Here is an 18256-nt window from a genome sequence, read left to right as displayed (position 1 = left end):
AGCATTTGCATGCGTCGTTCAGCGAGGGGGCGAATTATAGCCCTGCCCCGCACGCCCCGCAAGGGCTAATTTGCAGCCCCATCCAAACAACTCCCCGCCCAGCAGGCAAAGTGCTCACTTCAAGCGTCCTTTTGTGCAGCCTGTCGCAAGGGGCTGGCGTCACGCCATGGCTTTAGGCACAGTGGCAACATCAGACTCTGACACGGCGCAACAACAGGTTAAACTTGTCCGCCGCGTCGATTAACTCTTGTATCCTGTATTTGAAAGCGTCCACATGCTCCCGATTTCCAACTTGCCGCAACTGTTGAAAACCATCCTCGCCTGGTTGCAACGGGCATTTGACGCGACCACGACCTGGGTCACTCAGCTGTCTTGGTGGAAATTTTTCCTGTTTGCCGCCCTGGCACTGATCGCCGGCTCCATTTTGCAGGATGAACTGTTCTCATCGAGTCCGAATGAGGAGGTCGTCATCAAGTCGCACAAGCGCAGCAGCAAAGGCACGGGCGATACCAATATCCTGATCGACGACACGGGCATCCATTTCAATCCGCGCAATGGCAAGAACCGGCGCAACAGCACGGCCGATGCCGCCAGTGAACCTGCCGATGCCGCCGAGGCGGACGAACAGGCCAGCGCCGTGCCGCCGGCGCCGCCCGAGCCGCCGGCCGCTCCCGCGGCGCCGGCCAAGCCCAGCTATCCGGTGACGACCAATGCATCCGGGGAAGAGGTTCACATCGAATTGCCGCCACAAATCGGCGAAGAACTGTCGAACGCCATCGAGGAAGCCGTTGATGACGCCGCCGAACAAAAGGTTTCGCGCTACCACCAACAAGCTTCCACCTGGTTCAAGAGTTTTGTCTCGCTGCTCGTATTGGCCCTGTTCGCCATGAAGGCCCTGGTTGGCGGAAAGAAACGCGCCGAGGCGGAAACCGTCACGGCCAACGAAGCGGCCGAGCGCGAATCCATGCAGCGCCAGCTCAGCGAAGCGAAGATGCAGATGATGCAGGCGCAAGTCGAGCCGCACTTCCTGTTCAACACGCTGGCCTCCGTCGAGCACCTGATCCAGACCGACCCGCCGCGCGCGGCCAAGATGCAGCGCAGCCTGATCCAGTATCTGCGCGCCGTACTGCCGCAAATGCGCGACAACGCCCTGATTACCAACCTGGGGCGTGAAGCGGACATGGTGCAAGCCTACCTGAACCTGCTGAAAATGCGCATGGAGGAACGCCTGACCGTCGATTTCCAGATTCCCGACGGCTTGCGCAGCGCCGCCTTCCCGCCCATGATGCTGCAGTCGATGGTGGAAAACGCCATCAAGCACGGCCTGGAAGTCAAGCCGGAAGGCGGCACCCTGCGCATCGTGGCCGAAGTGGCGCACAGCAAGCTGCGCGTGACGGTCACCGACGACGGCCTCGGCTTTGGCGTCGTGCCCAGCGATGGCACGGGCCTGGGCTTGCCCACCATCCGCGAACGCCTGAAATTGTTGCACGGCGACCAGGGCAGCCTGACCATTACGCCAAATCAACCGTCCGGCGTGTGCGCCGTGATCGAAGTGCCGTATCAGTTGTCCAAATAAGACAGTTGATAAAAGCGCTAAATCATTGAATAATCAATCTTCGCCAGTTCACACTTGAGACCTATGCCTACCGCTATTATTGCCGACGACGAAAGACTGATGCGCGACCAGCTGCGCCTGCGCCTGGGCCAGGCCTGGCCCGAACTGGAAATCATCGGCGAAGCCAAGAATGGCGACGAAGCGATCGAACTGGTGGAGCAGCTCAAGCCGGACTTTGCCTTCCTCGATATCCGCATGCCGGGCAAGACGGGCATGGAAGCGGCGCAAGTAATTGGCAGCAAGAGCCATATCGTCTTCGTCACGGCCTACGACACCCATGCCGTCGAAGCGTTCGAACGGGGCGCCGTCGACTACGTGCTCAAGCCGCCCGAGCACGAACGCCTGCTGGTGACGGTGGAACGCCTGAAAACGCACTTGAACAAGCCGGCGCTGGACGTCAACAGCAGCGTCACGGCCATGCTGTCGCAGCTGGCCGAAAAAATCACGGCCAAGCCCACCTATTTGCAATGGATACAAGCGAGCATCGGCCAGGACTTGCGCATGATCCCCGTGGAAGAGATCCTGTTCTTCCGTTCCGACGAGAAATACACCTGCGTGCAGACGGCCAAGTATGAAGCGCTGATCCGCAAGCCCGTGCGCGACCTGGCGGAAGAGCTCGACCCCTCGCTGTTCTGGCAAATCCACCGCGCCACGCTGGTCAACGTGAACGCCATCGAAGGCGTGACGCGCGACATCCGCGGCCGCCACCTGGTGCTCATCAAAGGCAAGTCCGACAAGCTCGAAGTAAGCCGCAGCTTCCTGCACCTGTTCAAGCAAATGTAGTCCCTCCCGCCGCCGCCCGGTCCGCCCGGTGCGGCGCCTTGATTTCGCCCGCCGCCCTTCCTGCGCCACATCAAGCCGCGCCGCCCCAGCAGGCATAGGCTAGATACAGTCCTGCCGCCATCCCCGTCTTGCCTGCCTTCCTTCGTACACGTTCGCAAGGAGATATACCCATGCCTGACCGAGGCAACTCCGGACTGCTGCGCATCCTGCCCCTGGGCATGACGGCGGCGCTCTTGCTGCTTTTATTCCCCCCGCTCAAGGCCAACCGGCAACGGCAGGCGCGGGGCCAGGCCATCATCGACAGCGCCAGCGACGCCATCATCAGCATCGACAGCCGCCAAGTCATCCTGCATGCGAACCCGGCCGCAGCCAGGCTGTTTGACGACACGCCGGCGCGCATGCGCGGCATGCGCCTGGGCCACTACATCCTGCGCGACTTGCGCAGCCTGGGCAATCACGACAGCGATGCGCCGTTTGGTGACATCAGCCAGGAGCTGCGCCTGACCGGCCGGCGGGCCACCGATTACACCTTGACAGGCAGGCGCAGCGACGGCGCCATGTTTCCCCTCGAAGGGTCGCTGTCGGCCTTGCAGGAAGGCGGGCGCACCGTGTACACCATCATCGTGCGCGACATCAGCGCCCGCAAGCAGGTGCATGAACAGCTGGCCCGTTCCTTTTCGCAACTGCGTGAATTGTCGAGCGCGCTGCAAACCATCCGCGAGGAAGAGCGCAAGCATATCGCGCGCGAACTGCATGACGACCTGGGGCAGTTGCTGGCCACCTTGCGCGTCGACCTGACCCTCGTGCGCCAGCACACGGACACGAGCACCTCCCTGCAGGCGCTGCTGCAGGGCATGGATGGCTTGCTGGTGACGGCGATTACCTCGCTGCGCCGCATCGCCAGCAATCTGCGGCCGCGCGCACTCGATGAGGGGGGGCTGTATTTCGCGCTGCAAAAACTGCGCCATGACTTTCTGTTGCGCCGCGCCATACATTTCGACTTGCTGGCCGATGAGGCCGACCTGGTGCTCGACGATGCGCGCAGCACGGCCATCTACCGCATCGTGCAAGAGGCGCTGACGAATATCGCCCGTCATGCCGAGGCCAGCCATATCACCATCGCCCTGCACCGCATCGATTCCTCGCTGGCCATCACGATCCAGGATGACGGCCGCGGCATCGCCGAACAGGACATGGAAAAAGCCACGGCCCTGGGTCTGCTGGGCATGCGCGAACGCGTATGGGGTTTGCATGGCAGCATCCATATCGGCGCCGATAGTGAACTGGGCGGCACGCGCATCGAAATCTCGCTGCCCATGCATGCCAAAGCAACGGAAACGGTCATGCAGGAATGAAAAAAGGCGCCCGCAGGCGCCTCGCATTGCATGGTTGCTGGCGATGCTTAGAACTTGTGCGCGATACCGACCTGGTACGAGGTCAGCGACTTGACGCGCTCGCGACCAGCGTAGGCGTACACGTCGGTGCGCTTCGACAGGTGGTAGTCGTAACCGATGCCGAATTCCTTGATGGTGTCCAGGTCATTGACCTTGTTATTGCTTTGCTCTTGCTTGCCGTACGATACTTTGGCATCACCGCCGCCAACCGTGTAGTTCAGGCCGATCAGGTAGGACTTGAATTCGCCGGTCGTGGCAACCTTGGTGTCGCCTTTCGAGTAGGCGGCCGTGATCTTGGCTGGGCCGAATTTATAGCCGCCACCGATCGACCACAGGTCGGCCTTTGGCGCTACAGCCGTTGCCTGCACGACTTTTTCGTAGCCGGCATGCAGGCTGATCGGGCCATTGTCGTAGGTTGCCAGGCCGAGCACGCCGGCATCAGCGCTGTTGACTTCGCTCAGCACGTATTGCAGGCTGGCCACGAAGCCGTCAAAGCTCGGGCTGTTGTAGGTCACGGCATTGTTGACGCGCGACGTGCCGACGCCCGAACGCAGCAGGGCTTCATTGTTCTTGCCGACCACGCCGTAGGTGTTGAATGGGTCGACGCGGGCGATGGTGCCATCGACCAGATTCTTGGTGCGGCCCAGGATGGCGGTACCGAAAGCGCCTTTCAAGCCCACGTAGGCTTGACGGTCGAACAACACGCCTTTTTGGGCGCCAGTGTCGGCCAGGAATTCACTTTCCAGGTTGAAAATTGCGGACAGGCCGCCACCCAGATCTTCCGTCCCCTTGAAACCGAGGCGCGACGCATTGTTTTCGCGCTCGACGGTTGGCTGGCCAGTGGTCTTGGCAATACCGAGGTCAACCAGGCCGTACACGGTGACGTTCGATTGTGCTTGTGCCGTAGCCGCTGCAAAGGTGCCGATGATCAATGCTGCCAGAGTAATTTTTTTCACTTGAGATTCTCTACATTAGGTTGGACAAGATGAGCTGCTGCTGAGCTACTTAGCTGCTGAACCGAATCATGCCCACGAAATACTTCAACAATATGACATCGACAAGATGTTGCTTTTTGGCACAACACCGTGTTACATAAAAACAACAGGCGAAAAAAAACCGCCCGCAGGCGGTTTGTCTTGCCGTGCCGGCCTTACTTCAGGCGGCAGCTGAGCAGCCAGTAGTACTCCAGGCGCTTCATGCGGATTTCGCGGGCCGAGTGGGCAAACTTCTTGCGCAGGTGGCTATCCGATGGAAAATTCTTCAACACTTCATAGCGCTCACCCGCATCCGTCGTGCGGAACTGGTGGGTATTGCCTTCCAGATCAGTGCGCGCGATCACGGTGCTGCTGCCATCGACATAGGAATTGTCGATCAGGACCAGCAGGATGTCCTTGCCCAGCTTCGCGCGCAATTGCTTCAGGTATTTGTCCTGGTCTTCGCGCTTGACGTGCGACCACCAGAAACCGGCGAACACGGCCGTAAATTTGCCCAGCAAATCGTCGGGCAGGCTGAACGCGTCGAGCTTGGCGAAGGTGACGTTGTCGGGCAAGCCGCGCTTTTGCGCCAGCGCCAGCATTTCATCGTTGATATCGGTGGCCAGCACGGACTCGGCCGAGTCGGCGAGCACTTCCGTCCAGTAGCCGGTGCCGCAGGCCAGTTCCAGCACGGTGTGGCCTTCCAGCGCGTCGGCGACCTTGTCGCGCAACACTTCCAGGTCTTCCTGGCGTTCGGGCTTGTCATAGACGCGCTCGTACTGCTGCGCGATGGTGGCGTAATATTTGGCAAGCTGATCGGTAATCATTGTTTCTTCTCTTCTTAAATAATCTTGGCCAGGCACATCGCCCGGCCGACTTCCTGCATTGTTAGAGTTCGTAGTGCTCTTTATCACCGCTCATCGCCTGCTCGATGAGCTTGCGGTTCAGGGTCGGCGTCAGCAACTCGATAAAGGTATAAATATAGCTGCGCAAGTACGCGCCCTGCTTGACGGCCACGCGCGACACATTCATGCCGAACAGGTGGCCGACAGGGATGGCGCGCAAGCCTTTGTCGCGCTCGGCATCGAAGGCCATACCCGCTATGATACCAATCCCCATGCCCAACTCGACATAAGTCTTGATCACGTCCGCGTCGATGGCTTCCAGCAAGATGTCCGGCTTCAGGCCGCGCAGCACGAAAGCATGGTCGATCTTGTTGCGTCCGGCAAACGCGCTGTCATAGGTAATCAGGGGGAAGGCGGCGATTTCTTCCAGGGTCACGGACTTCGACTTGAGCAGCGGATGGTCGAGGGGCACCACCACCACGTGTTCCCATTGATAACATGGCAAGGTAATCAGGCCATCGATGGCGGCGATCGATTCCGTGGCGATAGCCAGGTCGGCCTGGTCGCGCTGCACCATCTCGGCGATCTGGCGCGGATTGCCTTGCAGCAATGACAATCGCACCTTGGGGAACTTCAGCATGAAGGCCTGCACCACCTTGGGCAAGGTGTAGCGCGCCTGCGTATGCGTGGTGGCAATGGTAAAGCTGCCGCTGTCCTGCGCCGCGAATTCCTTGCCGATGCGCTTCATGCTGTCGATTTCCTGCATGATCAGCTCGACGGACTCCAGCACCAGACGGCCCGGTTCCGTCAGGCCGCGGATGCGCTTGCCGTGGCGCGTAAAAATATCCACGCCCAGTTCCTCTTCCAGCTCGATAATGGCTTTCGAGACGCCCGGTTGCGACGTGAACAAGGCCTTGGCGGCGTCCGTCAGGTTGTAGTTCTGCCGGACCGCTTCGCGCACGAAGCGCAGTTGATGGAGATTCATTGCTGATTTGCCCTAGATTGCCGTGATTTGCCGAGTTTCCGCCCCACCCATGATTTTGCGTTCATGCATATACGCATATCGCATATAAGCAAATGCGTACTTAGTAGTTTGGAATAAACACTAAGTTTATTACTATTGTGAGTACTTTGGGGGTACAAGCATGACTTTGTCTTATATAGTCTCAGGATTTGCCGTTGGATTACTGGTAGGAATGACCGGCGTGGGCGGCGGTTCGCTGATGACGCCGCTGTTAACCTTGCTGTTTGGCGTGCCCCCCTCCGTGGCCGTGGGCACGGACCTGGCGTTCGCCTCGATCACCAAGAGCGCCGGCACCCTGACGCACCGCCTGCGCGGCACCATCCGCTGGGATATCGTCAGGCGCCTGTGCATCGGCGCCCTGCCCGCCGCCGTCGTGTCCACCCTGGCGCTCAAATCGTTCGGCACCCTGTCGCCGGAAATCGGCCAGATCATCCGTTACTCGATCGCCGCCTCCGTGCTGCTGACCGTCGTGGCGCTGATCTTCAAGGGCCGCATGCTGGCGTGGATCAATGCACACCCCGAGAAACAATTACAAGGTAACAAGCTTGCCGCTGCGACCATCATCGCCGGCGCCGTGCTGGGCGTGCTGGTGACGGTGTCGTCGATCGGCGCCGGCGCCATCGGCGCCACCTTGCTGGTGATGCTGTATCCACGCATGAGCTCGGCCGAAGTGGCGGGCACCGACATCGCCTACGCCGTCCCCCTGACGGCCATTGCCGCCCTGGGCCACTGGTGGCTCGGCTCCATCCACTGGGAATTGCTGGCCTCCTTGCTGGTCGGCTCCCTGCCCGGCATCACGCTCGGTTCCTGGGTGGCCCGCTCCATGCCGGAAAAGTTTTTAAGAGTGCTGCTGGCGATGACCTTGACCGGCGTGGCAGTAAAGCTAATCTATTAATTGACCGAACAAGTGACAAGAGCAGTATCAAGAACATCATCCCAGGCAGTCTTCCAGCACCCCGGCTTTTTTAGGAATTGATATGTACCATTACGATCAGTACGACCACCTCATCATCAAAGAACGCATCGCCCAGTACCGAGACCAGGTTGCGCGCCGTATCGCCAATGAACTGACGGAAGAGGAATTCATTCCGCTGCGCCTGCAGAACGGCCTGTACATGCAACGCCACGCCTACATGCTGCGCATCGCCGTGCCCTACGGCTTGCTGTCGTCCAAGCAGATGCGCATGTTCGCGCACATCGCGCGCAAGTACGACCGCGGCTATGGCCACTTCACGACGCGCCAGAACATCCAGTTCAACTGGATTGAACTGGAGCAAACGCCCGATATCCTGACGGACCTGGCGTCCGTCGAAATGCACGCGATCCAGACTTCCGGCAACTGTATCCGTAATACCACATCGGACCCGTACGCCGGCGTCGCCGCCGATGAAATCATCGATCCGCGCCCGTACGCGGAAGTGTTGCGCCAGTGGAGCACCTTCCACCCCGAATTCATCGCCCTGCCCCGTAAATTCAAGGTCGCCATCAATGGCGCCGAGGAAGACCGCGCCGCCATCGCCGTGCATGACATCGGCCTGACGGCCGTGCGCAATGAAGCGGGCGAAGTGGGCTTCAAGGTGATGGCGGGCGGCGGCATGGGCCGCACGCCCATCCTGGGCAGCGTCGTGCGCGAATTCCTGCCGTGGCAGCATTTGCTGACGTATATCCAGGCCATCATGCGCGTATACAACCTGCACGGCCGGCGCGACAACAAATACAAGGCGCGCATCAAGATCCTGTTGAAAGCCATCGGCGTGGAAGAATTCACGCGCCAGGTGGAAGCGGAGTGGGTCGACCTGAAGGACGGTCCGGAAACCCTGACGGCCGAGGAAATGCAGCGCGTGGCGGACTTCTTCAATCCGCCCGCCTACCTGGCCCTGCCGGAACTCGACTACCAGGCCGAACACGCGGACAACAAGGCCTATGTCAACTGGCTGGCGCGCAACGTCAAGCCGCACCAGCGTCCCGGCTACGTTGCCGTGGTACTGTCCCTGAAGAAAACCGGCGTGCCGCCCGGCGACGCGACGGCCGAGCAGATCGACTTCGTGGCCGACCTGGCCGAGCGCTACAGCTTTGGCGAACTGCGCGTGACGCATGAGCAGAACCTGGTGCTGGCCGACGTGGAACAGTCGAAACTGTTCGCACTGTGGCAGGAAGCCAAGGCGCACGGCCTGGCCACGCCGAACATCGGCTTGCTGACGGACATGATCTGCTGCCCGGGCGGCGATTTCTGCTCGCTGGCGAACGCCAAGTCGCTGCCGATCGCGGCCGCCATCGCGGAGCGCTTCGACAGCATCGACTTCCAGCACGACATCGGCGAGATCGAACTGAACATTTCCGGCTGCATCAATGCCTGCGGCCACCACCACGTGGGCAGCATCGGCATCCTCGGCGTCGACAAGGATGGCAGCGAATGGTATCAAGTGTCGATCGGCGGCGCGCAAGGCAACAACGCGGCCATCGGCAAGATCATCGGGCCATCGTTCTCCTCGCTGCAAATGCCTGAAGTGATCGCGCGCCTGCTGCACGTCTACGTGCGCGACCGCCATGAAGGCGAGCGCTTCGTCGACACGGCCCAGCGTCTGGGCCTGGCGCCGTTCAAGGAACATGTCTATGCAACGCCGATCACGGTCGGCAACCTGGTGGGAGAAGACGAATATGTTTGAAGTACGCGAAGAAATCATCAAAAACGCCGCCGTGGTGCCGAATACCTGGGGCTTGCTGCGCCTCGATGAGACCGACACGCCGGAAACGGTGGTCGTGCCTGCCGGCCAGGTCATCGTCCCCTTGCTCGTTTGGCAAGCCCAGCGCGCAACCCTGGCCGCCCGCCTGCCCGACATCGGCGTGTGGCTGGCCAGCGACGAGCGCCCGGAAGAGCTGGCGGCCGACGTGGACGTGCTGCCCGTCATCGGCGTGGATTTCCCGAAATTCACGGATGGCCGCGGCTACTCCATCGCCTTCAACCTGCGCGCCCGCCTCGGTTTCCGCGGAGAATTGCGCGCCATCGGCGACGTGCTGCGCGACCAATTATTCTCGATGCACCGCGTCGGCTTCGACGCGTATGCGACGCGCCCGGACCGCAGCATCCATGACGCCCTGAAAGGTTTATCGGTCTTTTCGGAAACCTACCAGGCCTCGTGGGACCAGAAAACCCCGCTGTTCCGCCGCCACCACCGCGAAGGCCAGAATCCTGACCTCGACAACGCGGCCGGCATCTGAGGGCCAATCATGAGCGATCTGACTACTTTGATTGACGCCACCGGGCAAACGCTGGCACGCATCGCCGCGGACTTTTCGCCGGCCGTGTTCGCGTCCAGCCTGGCAGCCGAAGACATGGTGCTGACCGACATGATACTCAAGGCGAAGTTGCCAATCGGCATCTTTTCCCTGGAGACAGGCCGGCTGCACCAGGAAACCCTGGCCGTGCTCGACAAGGTCAAGGCCCGCTACGGCCACGACATCACCCTGTACCGCCCGCAGCCGGAGCTTGTCGCCGCCTACGTGGAACAGAACGGCCTGAACGCCTTCTACAACAGCGTCGAGATGCGCCGCGAATGCTGCCGCATCCGCAAGGTCGAACCGCTGGGCCGCGCCCTGGCCGGCAACAAGGCCTGGGTCACGGGACAACGCCGCGCCCAGTCCGCCACGCGCGCCGAATTGCACGTCCAGGAAGACGACGCGGCGCATGCGATGACGAAATTCAATCCGCTGGCCGACTGGTCCGAGCAGGATGTGTGGGACTATATCCGTGCCAACGACGTGCCCTACAACGCGCTGCACGACCAGGGCTACCCGTCGATCGGCTGCGAACCGTGCACGCGGGCCGTGCAGCCGGGCGAAGACGTGCGCGCCGGACGCTGGTGGTGGGAAAACCCCGATTCCAAGGAATGCGGCCTGCACATGGTCGACGGTAAGTTGATCCGCATCAAATCCGTGGCAGCTTGAACAGACACACAGAATAAGAAAGCATCCAATATGAGCAATATTTTGAACCAGCGTCACCTCGACAGCCTTGAGTCGGAAGCCATCCACATCATGCGCGAAGTGGCGGCCGAATCGGCCAATCCCGCCCTGTTGTTCTCTGGCGGCAAGGATTCCGTCGTCCTGCTGCGCCTGGCCGAGAAGGCCTTCCGCCCAGGCAAGTTTCCCTTCCCCCTCGTGCATATCGACACGGGCCACAACTTCCCGGAAGTCATCACTTTCCGTGACAAAAAGGTGGCGCAGCTGGGCGAGCGCCTGATCGTCGGCTCCGTGGAAGACTCGATCAAGCGGGGCACCGTGCGCCTGCGTAACCCGGCCACGGACTCGCGCAACGCGGCGCAAGCCGTGACCTTGCTGGAAACCATCGCCGAACACGGTTTTGACGCCTGCATCGGCGGCGCCCGCCGCGATGAGGAAAAGGCCCGCGCCAAGGAACGCATCTTTTCCTTCCGCGACGAATTCGGCGCCTGGGACCCGAAAGCCCAGCGCCCGGAACTGTGGGACTTGTATAACACCCGCGTGCATCCCGGCGAGAACATGCGCGTCTTTCCCATCTCGAACTGGACCGAACTGGACGTGTGGCAATACATCGCCCGCGAACAACTGGAATTGCCGCCGATCTACTTCGCGCACGAGCGCCAGGTGATCCCGCGCAACGGTCTGCTGGTGCCGCTGACGGATCTGACGCCGCCGCGCGACGGCGAAACGGTGGAAACGCAAGTCGTGCGCTTCCGCACGGTGGGCGACATCTCGTGCACCTGCCCCGTCTCGTCCGATGCGGCAACCGTGGACGCCATCATCGCCGAAACGGCAATCACGCAAATCACGGAGCGTGGCGCCACCCGCATGGACGACCAGACTTCCGAAGCCTCGATGGAAAAACGCAAGAAAGCAGGGTATTTCTAATGAACGCAGCAATCCAGAACACCAATTTGACCGATAACCTGGAGCGCGGCATGTTGCGCTTCATCACGGCCGGTTCCGTCGATGACGGCAAGAGCACCCTGATCGGCCGTTTGCTGTTCGACAGCAAGGGCATCTTCGCCGACCAGCTCGACGCCATGTCGCGCTCCAAGCACAAGCGCACGGTGGGCGACACGGTCGACCTGTCGCTGCTGACGGACGGCCTCGAAGCGGAGCGCGAGCAAGGCATCACCATCGACGTGGCTTACCGCTACTTTGCCACGCCGAAACGCAAGTTCATCATTGCCGACACGCCGGGCCACGAGCAGTACACGCGCAACATGGTGACAGGCGCGTCCACCGCCGACGCCGTCATCATTTTGATCGACGTGTCGAAGGTCAAACTCGGTGACGATGGCAGCGTGGAATTGTTGATCCAGACCAAACGTCATTCGACCATCGCCCACTTGCTGCAGATCGAGCACGTGGTCGTGGCCGTCAACAAGATGGACCTGGTCGACTACGATGAGACGGTCTACAACCGCATCGTCGCCGCCTACCGCGAGTTTGCCCAGTCGCTGGGCCTGAAAGACATCACGCCGATTCCATTGTCGGCCTTGACGGGCGACAACGTCGTCGAGCGCGGCGACAAGCTGGGCTGGTACACGGGTCCGACCCTGATCGAGCTGCTGGAGTCCTTGTCCGTGTACGACGAATCGCACGACGCGCCGTTCCGCTTCCCGGTGCAGCTGGTGGCGCGCCACAATGGCCACGAAGCGAACGACTTCCGCGGCTACATGGGCCGCATCGAGGCAGGCAAGGTCAGCATCGGCGACACCCTGCTGGTGCAGCCGTCGGGCCAGACGGCAACCGTCAAGGATATCGTTACGCTCGACGGCTCGCTGCCGACGGCCGTGGTGGGCCAGTCCGTGACCCTGCTGCTGAATGAATATCTGGACATTTCGCGCGGCGACTTGCTGGCCAGCAACGAGCGCCCCGCCACCCTGCTGAAACAGGTGGTGGCCGACGTGTGCTGGCTGTCGGAAGACGCGCTGGACCTGCGCCGCAAGTACTGGATCAAGCACGGCACCAAGCAGACGGCGGCCAAAGTGACGGCGATCGAATCGATCCTCGACATCAATACGCAGCAGCGCCATCCGGCCGAAGGCCTGAAGCTCAACGACATCGCCCGTATCAGCCTGAACGTGCAGCAGGCGCTGGCGGCCGATGCGTATGACGATATCCGCGCCACCGGGGCGTTTATCCTGATCGACGAAGTCACCCACCAGACCGTTGCCGCAGGCATGGTCCGGCTGTAATCCGCGCATCGACCAAGAAAGGCAGCCATATGAACAGCTTCCCATCCCTGCCCGGCAAGGTCTACCTGATCGGCGCCGGCCCCGGCGCGCAAGACCTGATGACCTTGCGCGGCGCGCGCCTGCTGGCGCAGGCCGACGTCGTGCTGCATGACGCTCTCGTCACGGCCGAGATGCTGGAACTGTGCCCGCAAGCGCAAAAGATTCTTGTGGGCAAGCGCTGCGGCCAGTTGTCGACGGCGCAAGCCTTCATCAACAAGCAACTGGTCGACAACGCCCGCAAGCACGCCGTCGTGGTGCGCCTGAAAGGGGGCGACCCCATGCTGTTCGGCCGCGCCGACGAGGAATTGCGGGCGCTGGAAGAGGCAGGCATCACCGTCGAAGTGGTGCCCGGCATTACCACGGCCCTGGCAGCCGCGGCCGCCACGCAGCAGCCGCTGACCAAGCGCGGCGTGGCGCGCAGCGTGGCCTTTTTCACGTCCAGCACGGCGCCGGGCGAACCGGAGCAGACGCGCATCCCCGACTGCGATACCCTGGTGCAATACATGGGTGGCCGCGAAGCCATCGCCACGGCGCAGCGCCTGCTGGCCCATGGCTGGCGCCCGGACACGCCCGTGGTGGTAATTGAAAACTGCAGCCGCCCCGGGCAGCGCATCGTGCGCCTGCCGCTGGGCGCGCTGGCGCAGGGCCTGGGCGACACCCACGGCCCCGTGCTCGTGATGCTGGGCGACGCCATGGCCATGCGCATGCACCAGAGCGTCGAAGGAGCGGCCGCCATTCTGGCGCGCCATGCTTGAATAAACACAGCGTATTTTACCGACTTTAAAGTCAGTAACTGACGTCTTCAGAAAAAACATGATAGGATGCTGACGCATCTTTTCTCGAGAAGTTATTGCGTAATAGCAATGAAATTCACGCTACCCCCCGCCATAGCGCTTGCTGCGCGGCCTCCCGGCTGACGGGAAGCGCGCGGCAGTCTCCCCGAAAAAAGCTGCGCCCGCAGGCTGCAATACCGCCGCCGCGCAACTTTAGCAGTTACGACCCAACAATGAATGTCAATTCCATGCGCGAAGCCCTGATTTCGCTCAGCCGCAGCAATGCCGGCGTCGCCAGCGCCGTACTCCTGAGCATGGCAGCCTCCATCGCCCTGTGGACGGTCTTTCCTGATATCGATGACGAAAACCATCTTCTGGAATGGCTGCAGGCGCTGTTCCTGGCCCTGGCCTGCACGGTGCACGGCATGCGCGCCTGGCAGGAAACCGAGCGCCAGTCGCTGCGCTTTCTGATGCACGCAGGCATGTCCGCCCTGCTGTTCGGTTTCCTGCTGCGCGAACTCGATATCGACCAGTTCGGCACGGCGCCCGCCTGGGCGCAGGCAGAAAAAGCCCTGCGCGTGGTGGAATTGCTGATCCTGATACGCCTGCTGGTCTTCTTCGCGCCCAGCGCGCGCAAGGTGTTTGCGGCGGCGCCGCAGATCTTCGCCATGCGCATTACCATCCTGACCCTCATCGGCGGCCTGCTGATGGTGGCCGGCTGGCCGTTCGACAAGAAGGTGTTTCACGGCATGCCGGACGCTTATGCGCTGCTCGGTGAAGAAGTGCTGGAACTGGGCGCCTACCTGCTGCTGTTCCTCGCTGCGCTGTCCGACAGCTCGGCCGCGGCGCGCATCAGCCTGGCTTCCAGGGGAAAACAGGCCAGCTAGGTCCGTTCGAACGACGATGGCAGCGGCAGCAGCTGCTGCAAGGTGGCCGCCACGCGCAGCAGGCGCGGATCGTCATCGTCCGCTTCGTCGCAGGTGTCGTTGATGCAGAAGAATGGCAGGCGGCCGAAATGCGCCAGCAGCTGCTCCAGCTGCCGCGGCGCGTCCGCGTCGCCGCTGGCGACATGCAGCGGATCGAGAACATGCGCATGCGCATACCCCATGTGCACCATCCAGCGCGGCACCAGGTCCGGCAGCAATGCCGGCACCTGCCATGCACGGAACACCGTGGCCCGCACGCCGGCAAACATGGACGGCGCCAGCCCTTCCAGCTCGTGCAGCGCGCTTTTCAGCATGGGCCGCGGCGCATGCGCGTACAGGCGCGGCTCGTGCCGGTAGCCCGCATACTGCGCCGACAGCCATTGCCGCGACAAGGCAGCGCAATTGACGGGCGCCGCCACGTCGGCGCGCAAGCCATCCGCTTCCTGCTGCAGCGCGCTTTCCGTGAACACGCTCAGGCGGCCGTCGTCCCCCTCGCCAAACCAGAATGCCGGCTCGAACGGCGCCCCCAGGAAGACGTCGTCATTCAGGTACAGGAAGCGCTCGGACAGGCCGGGAATATGGTGCAGATACGATTCGATATGACCTGAATCAAAGACGGGCAAGGCCGCGCCGGGCATCAGGCTGGCGTGGTCGATCACCGTCAGGCGCTTCGATGCGCGCAGCCAGGCCGGCACCTGCCGGTCCGTCAGCAGGTAGATATGGCCGTGGCCGGGGAAGAAACGCTCGAGCGCGCGCAGGTTGTAGCGCAATTCGCCGTTGTCGCGGTAGCGGCCAGCCACGTTGCCGTGCAGGGCCAGCTGGCCCGGATGCGCCTGCGCCCAGGCGGCGTACGCCTGCTGCCGGCGCGCGCGCCAGGCCGGATCGGCGCCGTCGACCCACAGGTAGACGACATCGATGGCGGCGGCGCTGCCGTTCAAGGCCGGGAAATGGAAGCTGGCGCGGCCACGCAGTAATCGGCGATGGCGGCCAGCACGCTGGCGTTCTCGCCCACCGCCTCGACCACGTTCAGGCGCAGTGCCGGATGCTGCTGGCGCAGTTCGTCAAGCAACAGGGGCAAGTCGCGCAGCACATGCCCGCCCTGCCCCAGGAACACCGGCACCACGGTGACGTCCAGGATGGCGCCGGCGGGCAAGTCAGTCAGCAGGGTCGCCACCAGCTCGGGCAGGCGCGGCGTCATCAGTTCCAGGAAGGCCAGGTGCACGGCGGTGCCGGGCATGCGCGCCTGCGTCAGCTCGCGCAGGCGCTCGAACGGCGCGGCCCATGATGCGGCGCGCGCGCCGTGGGCAAACAAGATCAGTGCCTGTTTCACGTTCGTCTCCATCAGTGCCGCTCCACCCACCACAGGGCGCCCAGCGCCAGCAGCAGGTACAGGGCGCTCGGCGCCACGGCCGTCAGGAAGGCCGGCCAGGTGCTCAGCAAGCCCAGGTGCGAGAACAGCGTGTTGACCAGCATGAAGCTCACGCCGATCATGATGCCGATGAAGATCTTCAGGCTGATGCCGCCGCTGCGCGTATGCATGTAGGCGAAGGGCAGCGCCAGCGCCATCAGCACGAAGATGGCCAGCGGATCGATCAGCTTTTTCCAGAAGGCGATGCGGAAGCGCTCCGTTTCCTGCTTGTTCTCGGCCAGGTGGCGCGTATACACGGCCAGTTCGCTGGCCGACATGCGTTCCGGGTCGGACGCGGACACCGTCAGAATCTTCGGCGTCACTTCGGACACCATGTCCTTGCTCGCGCTCTTTACCGTGCGTACCAGGCTCGTTTCCTGGCCATAGTAGTTTTCCAGCTTGGGCGCGTAGCCCGGCGAGGCGGCGGCGCTGTTCGAGAACGAGGTTTCCGTCACATCGGTCAGACGCCAGGTATTATTGCCCTGATAAGTAGCACTATTGGCCACGGTCAAGGTGCGCAAGCGCATTGTGGTGTCAAATTCATACAGCTTGACGTTTTTCAGCTGGCCGTCAGGACGCGCTTCGCCAACATTGAAGAAGCGCGAGCCGGTGACGGCGCCCGTCAGGCCCTCGCTCTTGACCATGTCCTTGGTCCACAGGCCGGAGCGAAATTCGCTCGACACGGCCGCGCCGCGCGAGGTCAGCTTGAGGCGCTCGGCCAGCGGCTCCGTGCGCGGCGTGATCAACTCGCCGAAGATGAAGGTGATGACGACAAAGACGATACCGATGCGGAACAGGAAGCCGGCCGCCATCGCCGTCGACATGCTCGACGCCCGCATGATGGTAAATTCCGAGCTGGCGGCAAACTGCGCCATCGTGTAGATGGTGCCGATCAGGGCGGCGATCGGCATCACTTCATAGACGTGGCCCGGCACCAGCACCAGCACGTACAGGAAGGCGTACTGGATGCTGTAGCCGTTCTTGCCCACCTTGGGCAGCTCGCCCGTCAGGTCGATGAAAGCCTGCAGCGCCAGGAAGGCCAGCAGGACGAACAGCACCGCCTGGAAAATCGAGACGGCAAAATAGCGCTGTAAAATCTTCATTTCGATGCCGCTTTACTTGGGTTGCCGGCGCGGCGCGCGCGCTTGAAGGACGCCAGCAGGACCAGCGGATGATAGCGGTGGTTCACATTCAGGCGCCAGGCGAACAGCGCCACCACGGCCAGCGCCGCCAGCAGGTGCAGCGGCCACCAGGCCACGCCAAAGCTCAGGCGCCCCTGTTTTACGCTCGCCTCGACCACCTTGATCAGATTGCTGTACGTAAAGAAGATCAGCAAGGCCACGATCAGGTTGGCCGAACTGCCGGCGCGCGGATTGACAAAGCCCAGCGGGATGGCCAGCAGGATCAGCATCAGGCCGATCAGCGGCGCGCTGACCCTCCACAGCAGTTCGGCCATGGTGTAGGGATTCGGTTCGGCGATCAGCGCCATGGTGCTCATGGCGCGCACGCCCAGATCCGCCCCCAGGTCTTGCTGCTTGCTTTCGATGCGCATGATGTACTGCTCGAATTCCATGGTCTGAAAGTCGGCCTGCGTCGGCGTGCCCTGGTAGCGGCGGCCGCTCTTGAGGACCAGGAAGCGTTCGCCCCGGGCGTCGGTATTGATCACGCCTTCTTTGGCGACGACGACGACGGCGCTGCCTTTTTCATCGACCGTGTTGACGAACACGTTCTGCACCACGTTTTTCTCGCCGGTGACACCCTCGACGAAAAAGATGCGGTTGCTGCCGGCCGATTCGCGGAACTGGCCCGGCGTGACTTTCTGCAGGTCTTCGCGCTTTTCAAAGCGCGCCACATACTCGTCGCTTTTCTTTTGCGCCCACGGCGTGGCGTACAGGCTCAGGATGCCGGTGGCCAGCACCAGCGGCAGGCCGAAGCTCAGTACGGGCCAGATCCAGCGCGACAGGCTCAGGCCGGAGGCGAACCACACCACCATCTCCGACTCCTTGTAGCTGCGCGTGACGACCATCAGCACCGCAATGAATCCGGTGAGAATGAGGATGGTGGGCAGCTGCATCAGGGCCGAAAAGACCATCAGCGACATGACGTCGGACGACGCAATCTTGCCGCCCGCCGCCTTGCCGAGAATACCGATCAGCATCCAGGTGAGCAGGATGCTGAACAAAACAGTGAAGGTGGCCCCGGCGGCACTAGCCAATTCACGTCGAAGGGCGCGTTGAAAGATCATTCGGAGTTTATAATTCGGGTCAGTTAG

Annotated in this window: 17 protein-coding genes and 1 pseudogene; 11 read left to right on the top strand and 7 right to left on the bottom strand. The window is 62.1% G+C overall.

What is annotated here, in order from left to right; all coding sequences use genetic code 11:
- Positions 1-274 precede the first annotated feature (274 nt).
- The 3 genes from AC07VI_RS17470 to AC07VI_RS17460 all read left to right on the top strand — a co-directional run bounded on the left by AC07VI_RS17470 (position 275) and on the right by AC07VI_RS17460 (position 3753).
- The gene (locus tag AC07VI_RS17470) at positions 275-1576 is read left to right on the top strand and encodes a sensor histidine kinase (RefSeq protein ID WP_086147341.1); all 1302 of its coding nucleotides are present in this window, start codon (positions 275-277) and stop codon (positions 1574-1576) included.
- Between the two features lie 63 nt (positions 1577-1639).
- Positions 1640-2398, top strand: coding sequence for a LytR/AlgR family response regulator transcription factor (locus tag AC07VI_RS17465; protein WP_086147342.1), 759 nt, complete (start codon positions 1640-1642; stop codon positions 2396-2398).
- Positions 2399-2568: 170 nt separating this feature from the next.
- The gene (locus tag AC07VI_RS17460) at positions 2569-3753 is read left to right on the top strand and encodes a PAS domain-containing sensor histidine kinase (RefSeq protein WP_086147343.1); all 1185 of its coding nucleotides are present in this window, start codon (positions 2569-2571) and stop codon (positions 3751-3753) included.
- 47 nt (positions 3754-3800) lie between these two features.
- Here the strand turns inward: AC07VI_RS17460 and AC07VI_RS17455 are convergent, their stop codons facing one another.
- The 3 genes from AC07VI_RS17455 to AC07VI_RS17445 all read right to left on the bottom strand — a co-directional run bounded on the left by AC07VI_RS17455 (position 3801) and on the right by AC07VI_RS17445 (position 6596).
- Complete coding sequence (locus AC07VI_RS17455; RefSeq protein ID WP_086147344.1) at positions 3801-4748, bottom strand: porin; 948 nt, start codon at positions 4746-4748, stop codon at positions 3801-3803.
- Between the two features lie 194 nt (positions 4749-4942).
- Entirely contained in the window at positions 4943-5593 is a 651-nt protein-coding gene (locus tag AC07VI_RS17450) for a class I SAM-dependent methyltransferase (RefSeq protein WP_086147345.1), read from the bottom strand.
- Between the two features lie 61 nt (positions 5594-5654).
- Positions 5655-6596, bottom strand: coding sequence for a CysB family HTH-type transcriptional regulator (locus AC07VI_RS17445; RefSeq protein WP_086138738.1), 942 nt, complete (start codon positions 6594-6596; stop codon positions 5655-5657).
- 160 nt (positions 6597-6756) lie between these two features.
- Between AC07VI_RS17445 and AC07VI_RS17440 the strand changes: the two genes are divergently transcribed.
- The 8 genes and pseudogenes from AC07VI_RS17440 to AC07VI_RS17405 all read left to right on the top strand — a co-directional run bounded on the left by AC07VI_RS17440 (position 6757) and on the right by AC07VI_RS17405 (position 14537).
- Positions 6757-7530: a sulfite exporter TauE/SafE family protein gene (locus AC07VI_RS17440; RefSeq protein ID WP_086147346.1), complete on the top strand. Its 774-nt coding sequence runs from the start codon at positions 6757-6759 to the stop codon at positions 7528-7530.
- 82 nt (positions 7531-7612) lie between these two features.
- The gene (locus AC07VI_RS17435; protein ID WP_086147347.1) at positions 7613-9301 is read left to right on the top strand and encodes a nitrite/sulfite reductase; all 1689 of its coding nucleotides are present in this window, start codon (positions 7613-7615) and stop codon (positions 9299-9301) included.
- Complete coding sequence (locus tag AC07VI_RS17430) at positions 9294-9854, top strand: DUF934 domain-containing protein (protein WP_086147348.1); 561 nt, start codon at positions 9294-9296, stop codon at positions 9852-9854. The genes AC07VI_RS17435 and AC07VI_RS17430 overlap by 8 nt, the downstream gene beginning before the upstream one ends.
- Positions 9855-9863: 9 nt before the next feature.
- Entirely contained in the window at positions 9864-10580 is a 717-nt protein-coding gene (locus AC07VI_RS17425; protein WP_086147349.1) for a phosphoadenylyl-sulfate reductase, read from the top strand.
- Between the two features lie 27 nt (positions 10581-10607).
- Positions 10608-11522, top strand: a pseudogene (cysD, locus tag AC07VI_RS17420) (sulfate adenylyltransferase subunit CysD); the annotation flags it as partial.
- Entirely contained in the window at positions 11522-12838 is a 1317-nt protein-coding gene (locus AC07VI_RS17415; RefSeq protein ID WP_086147351.1) for a sulfate adenylyltransferase subunit 1, read from the top strand. The pseudogene cysD and the gene AC07VI_RS17415, both read left to right, overlap by 1 nt.
- 29 nt (positions 12839-12867) lie before the next feature.
- On the top strand, positions 12868-13632 hold the full coding sequence (cobA, locus tag AC07VI_RS17410; protein ID WP_086147352.1) for a uroporphyrinogen-III C-methyltransferase: 765 nt from the start codon (positions 12868-12870) through the stop codon (positions 13630-13632).
- A 251-nt stretch (positions 13633-13883) separates the two neighbouring features.
- Complete coding sequence (locus tag AC07VI_RS17405; protein ID WP_492992993.1) at positions 13884-14537, top strand: hypothetical protein; 654 nt, start codon at positions 13884-13886, stop codon at positions 14535-14537.
- Here the strand turns inward: AC07VI_RS17405 and AC07VI_RS17400 are convergent.
- From AC07VI_RS17400 to lptF, 4 genes are read right to left on the bottom strand one after another with little or no spacing between them, the layout of a single operon-like run.
- On the bottom strand, positions 14534-15514 hold the full coding sequence (locus tag AC07VI_RS17400; protein WP_226936445.1) for a stealth family protein: 981 nt from the start codon (positions 15512-15514) through the stop codon (positions 14534-14536). The two genes, AC07VI_RS17405 and AC07VI_RS17400, sit on opposite strands and share 4 nt — an antisense overlap.
- Entirely contained in the window at positions 15511-15918 is a 408-nt protein-coding gene (locus AC07VI_RS17395) for a sirohydrochlorin chelatase (protein WP_086147355.1), read from the bottom strand. Before AC07VI_RS17395 ends, AC07VI_RS17400 begins: the two co-directional genes overlap by 4 nt.
- Positions 15918-17087, bottom strand: coding sequence for an LPS export ABC transporter permease LptG (gene lptG / locus AC07VI_RS17390; RefSeq protein WP_086147356.1), 1170 nt, complete (start codon positions 17085-17087; stop codon positions 15918-15920). Before lptG ends, AC07VI_RS17395 begins: the two co-directional genes overlap by 1 nt.
- A complete protein-coding gene (gene lptF, locus AC07VI_RS17385; RefSeq protein ID WP_086147357.1) occupies positions 17084-18229 on the bottom strand; it encodes an LPS export ABC transporter permease LptF in 1146 nt (381 codons plus the stop codon). Before lptF ends, lptG begins: the two co-directional genes overlap by 4 nt.
- Positions 18230-18256 lie beyond the last annotated feature (27 nt).

Source organism: Janthinobacterium sp. GW821-FHT03A03 (assembly GCF_059421435.1).
This window is presented reverse-complemented; position numbering and strand designations above follow the sequence as displayed.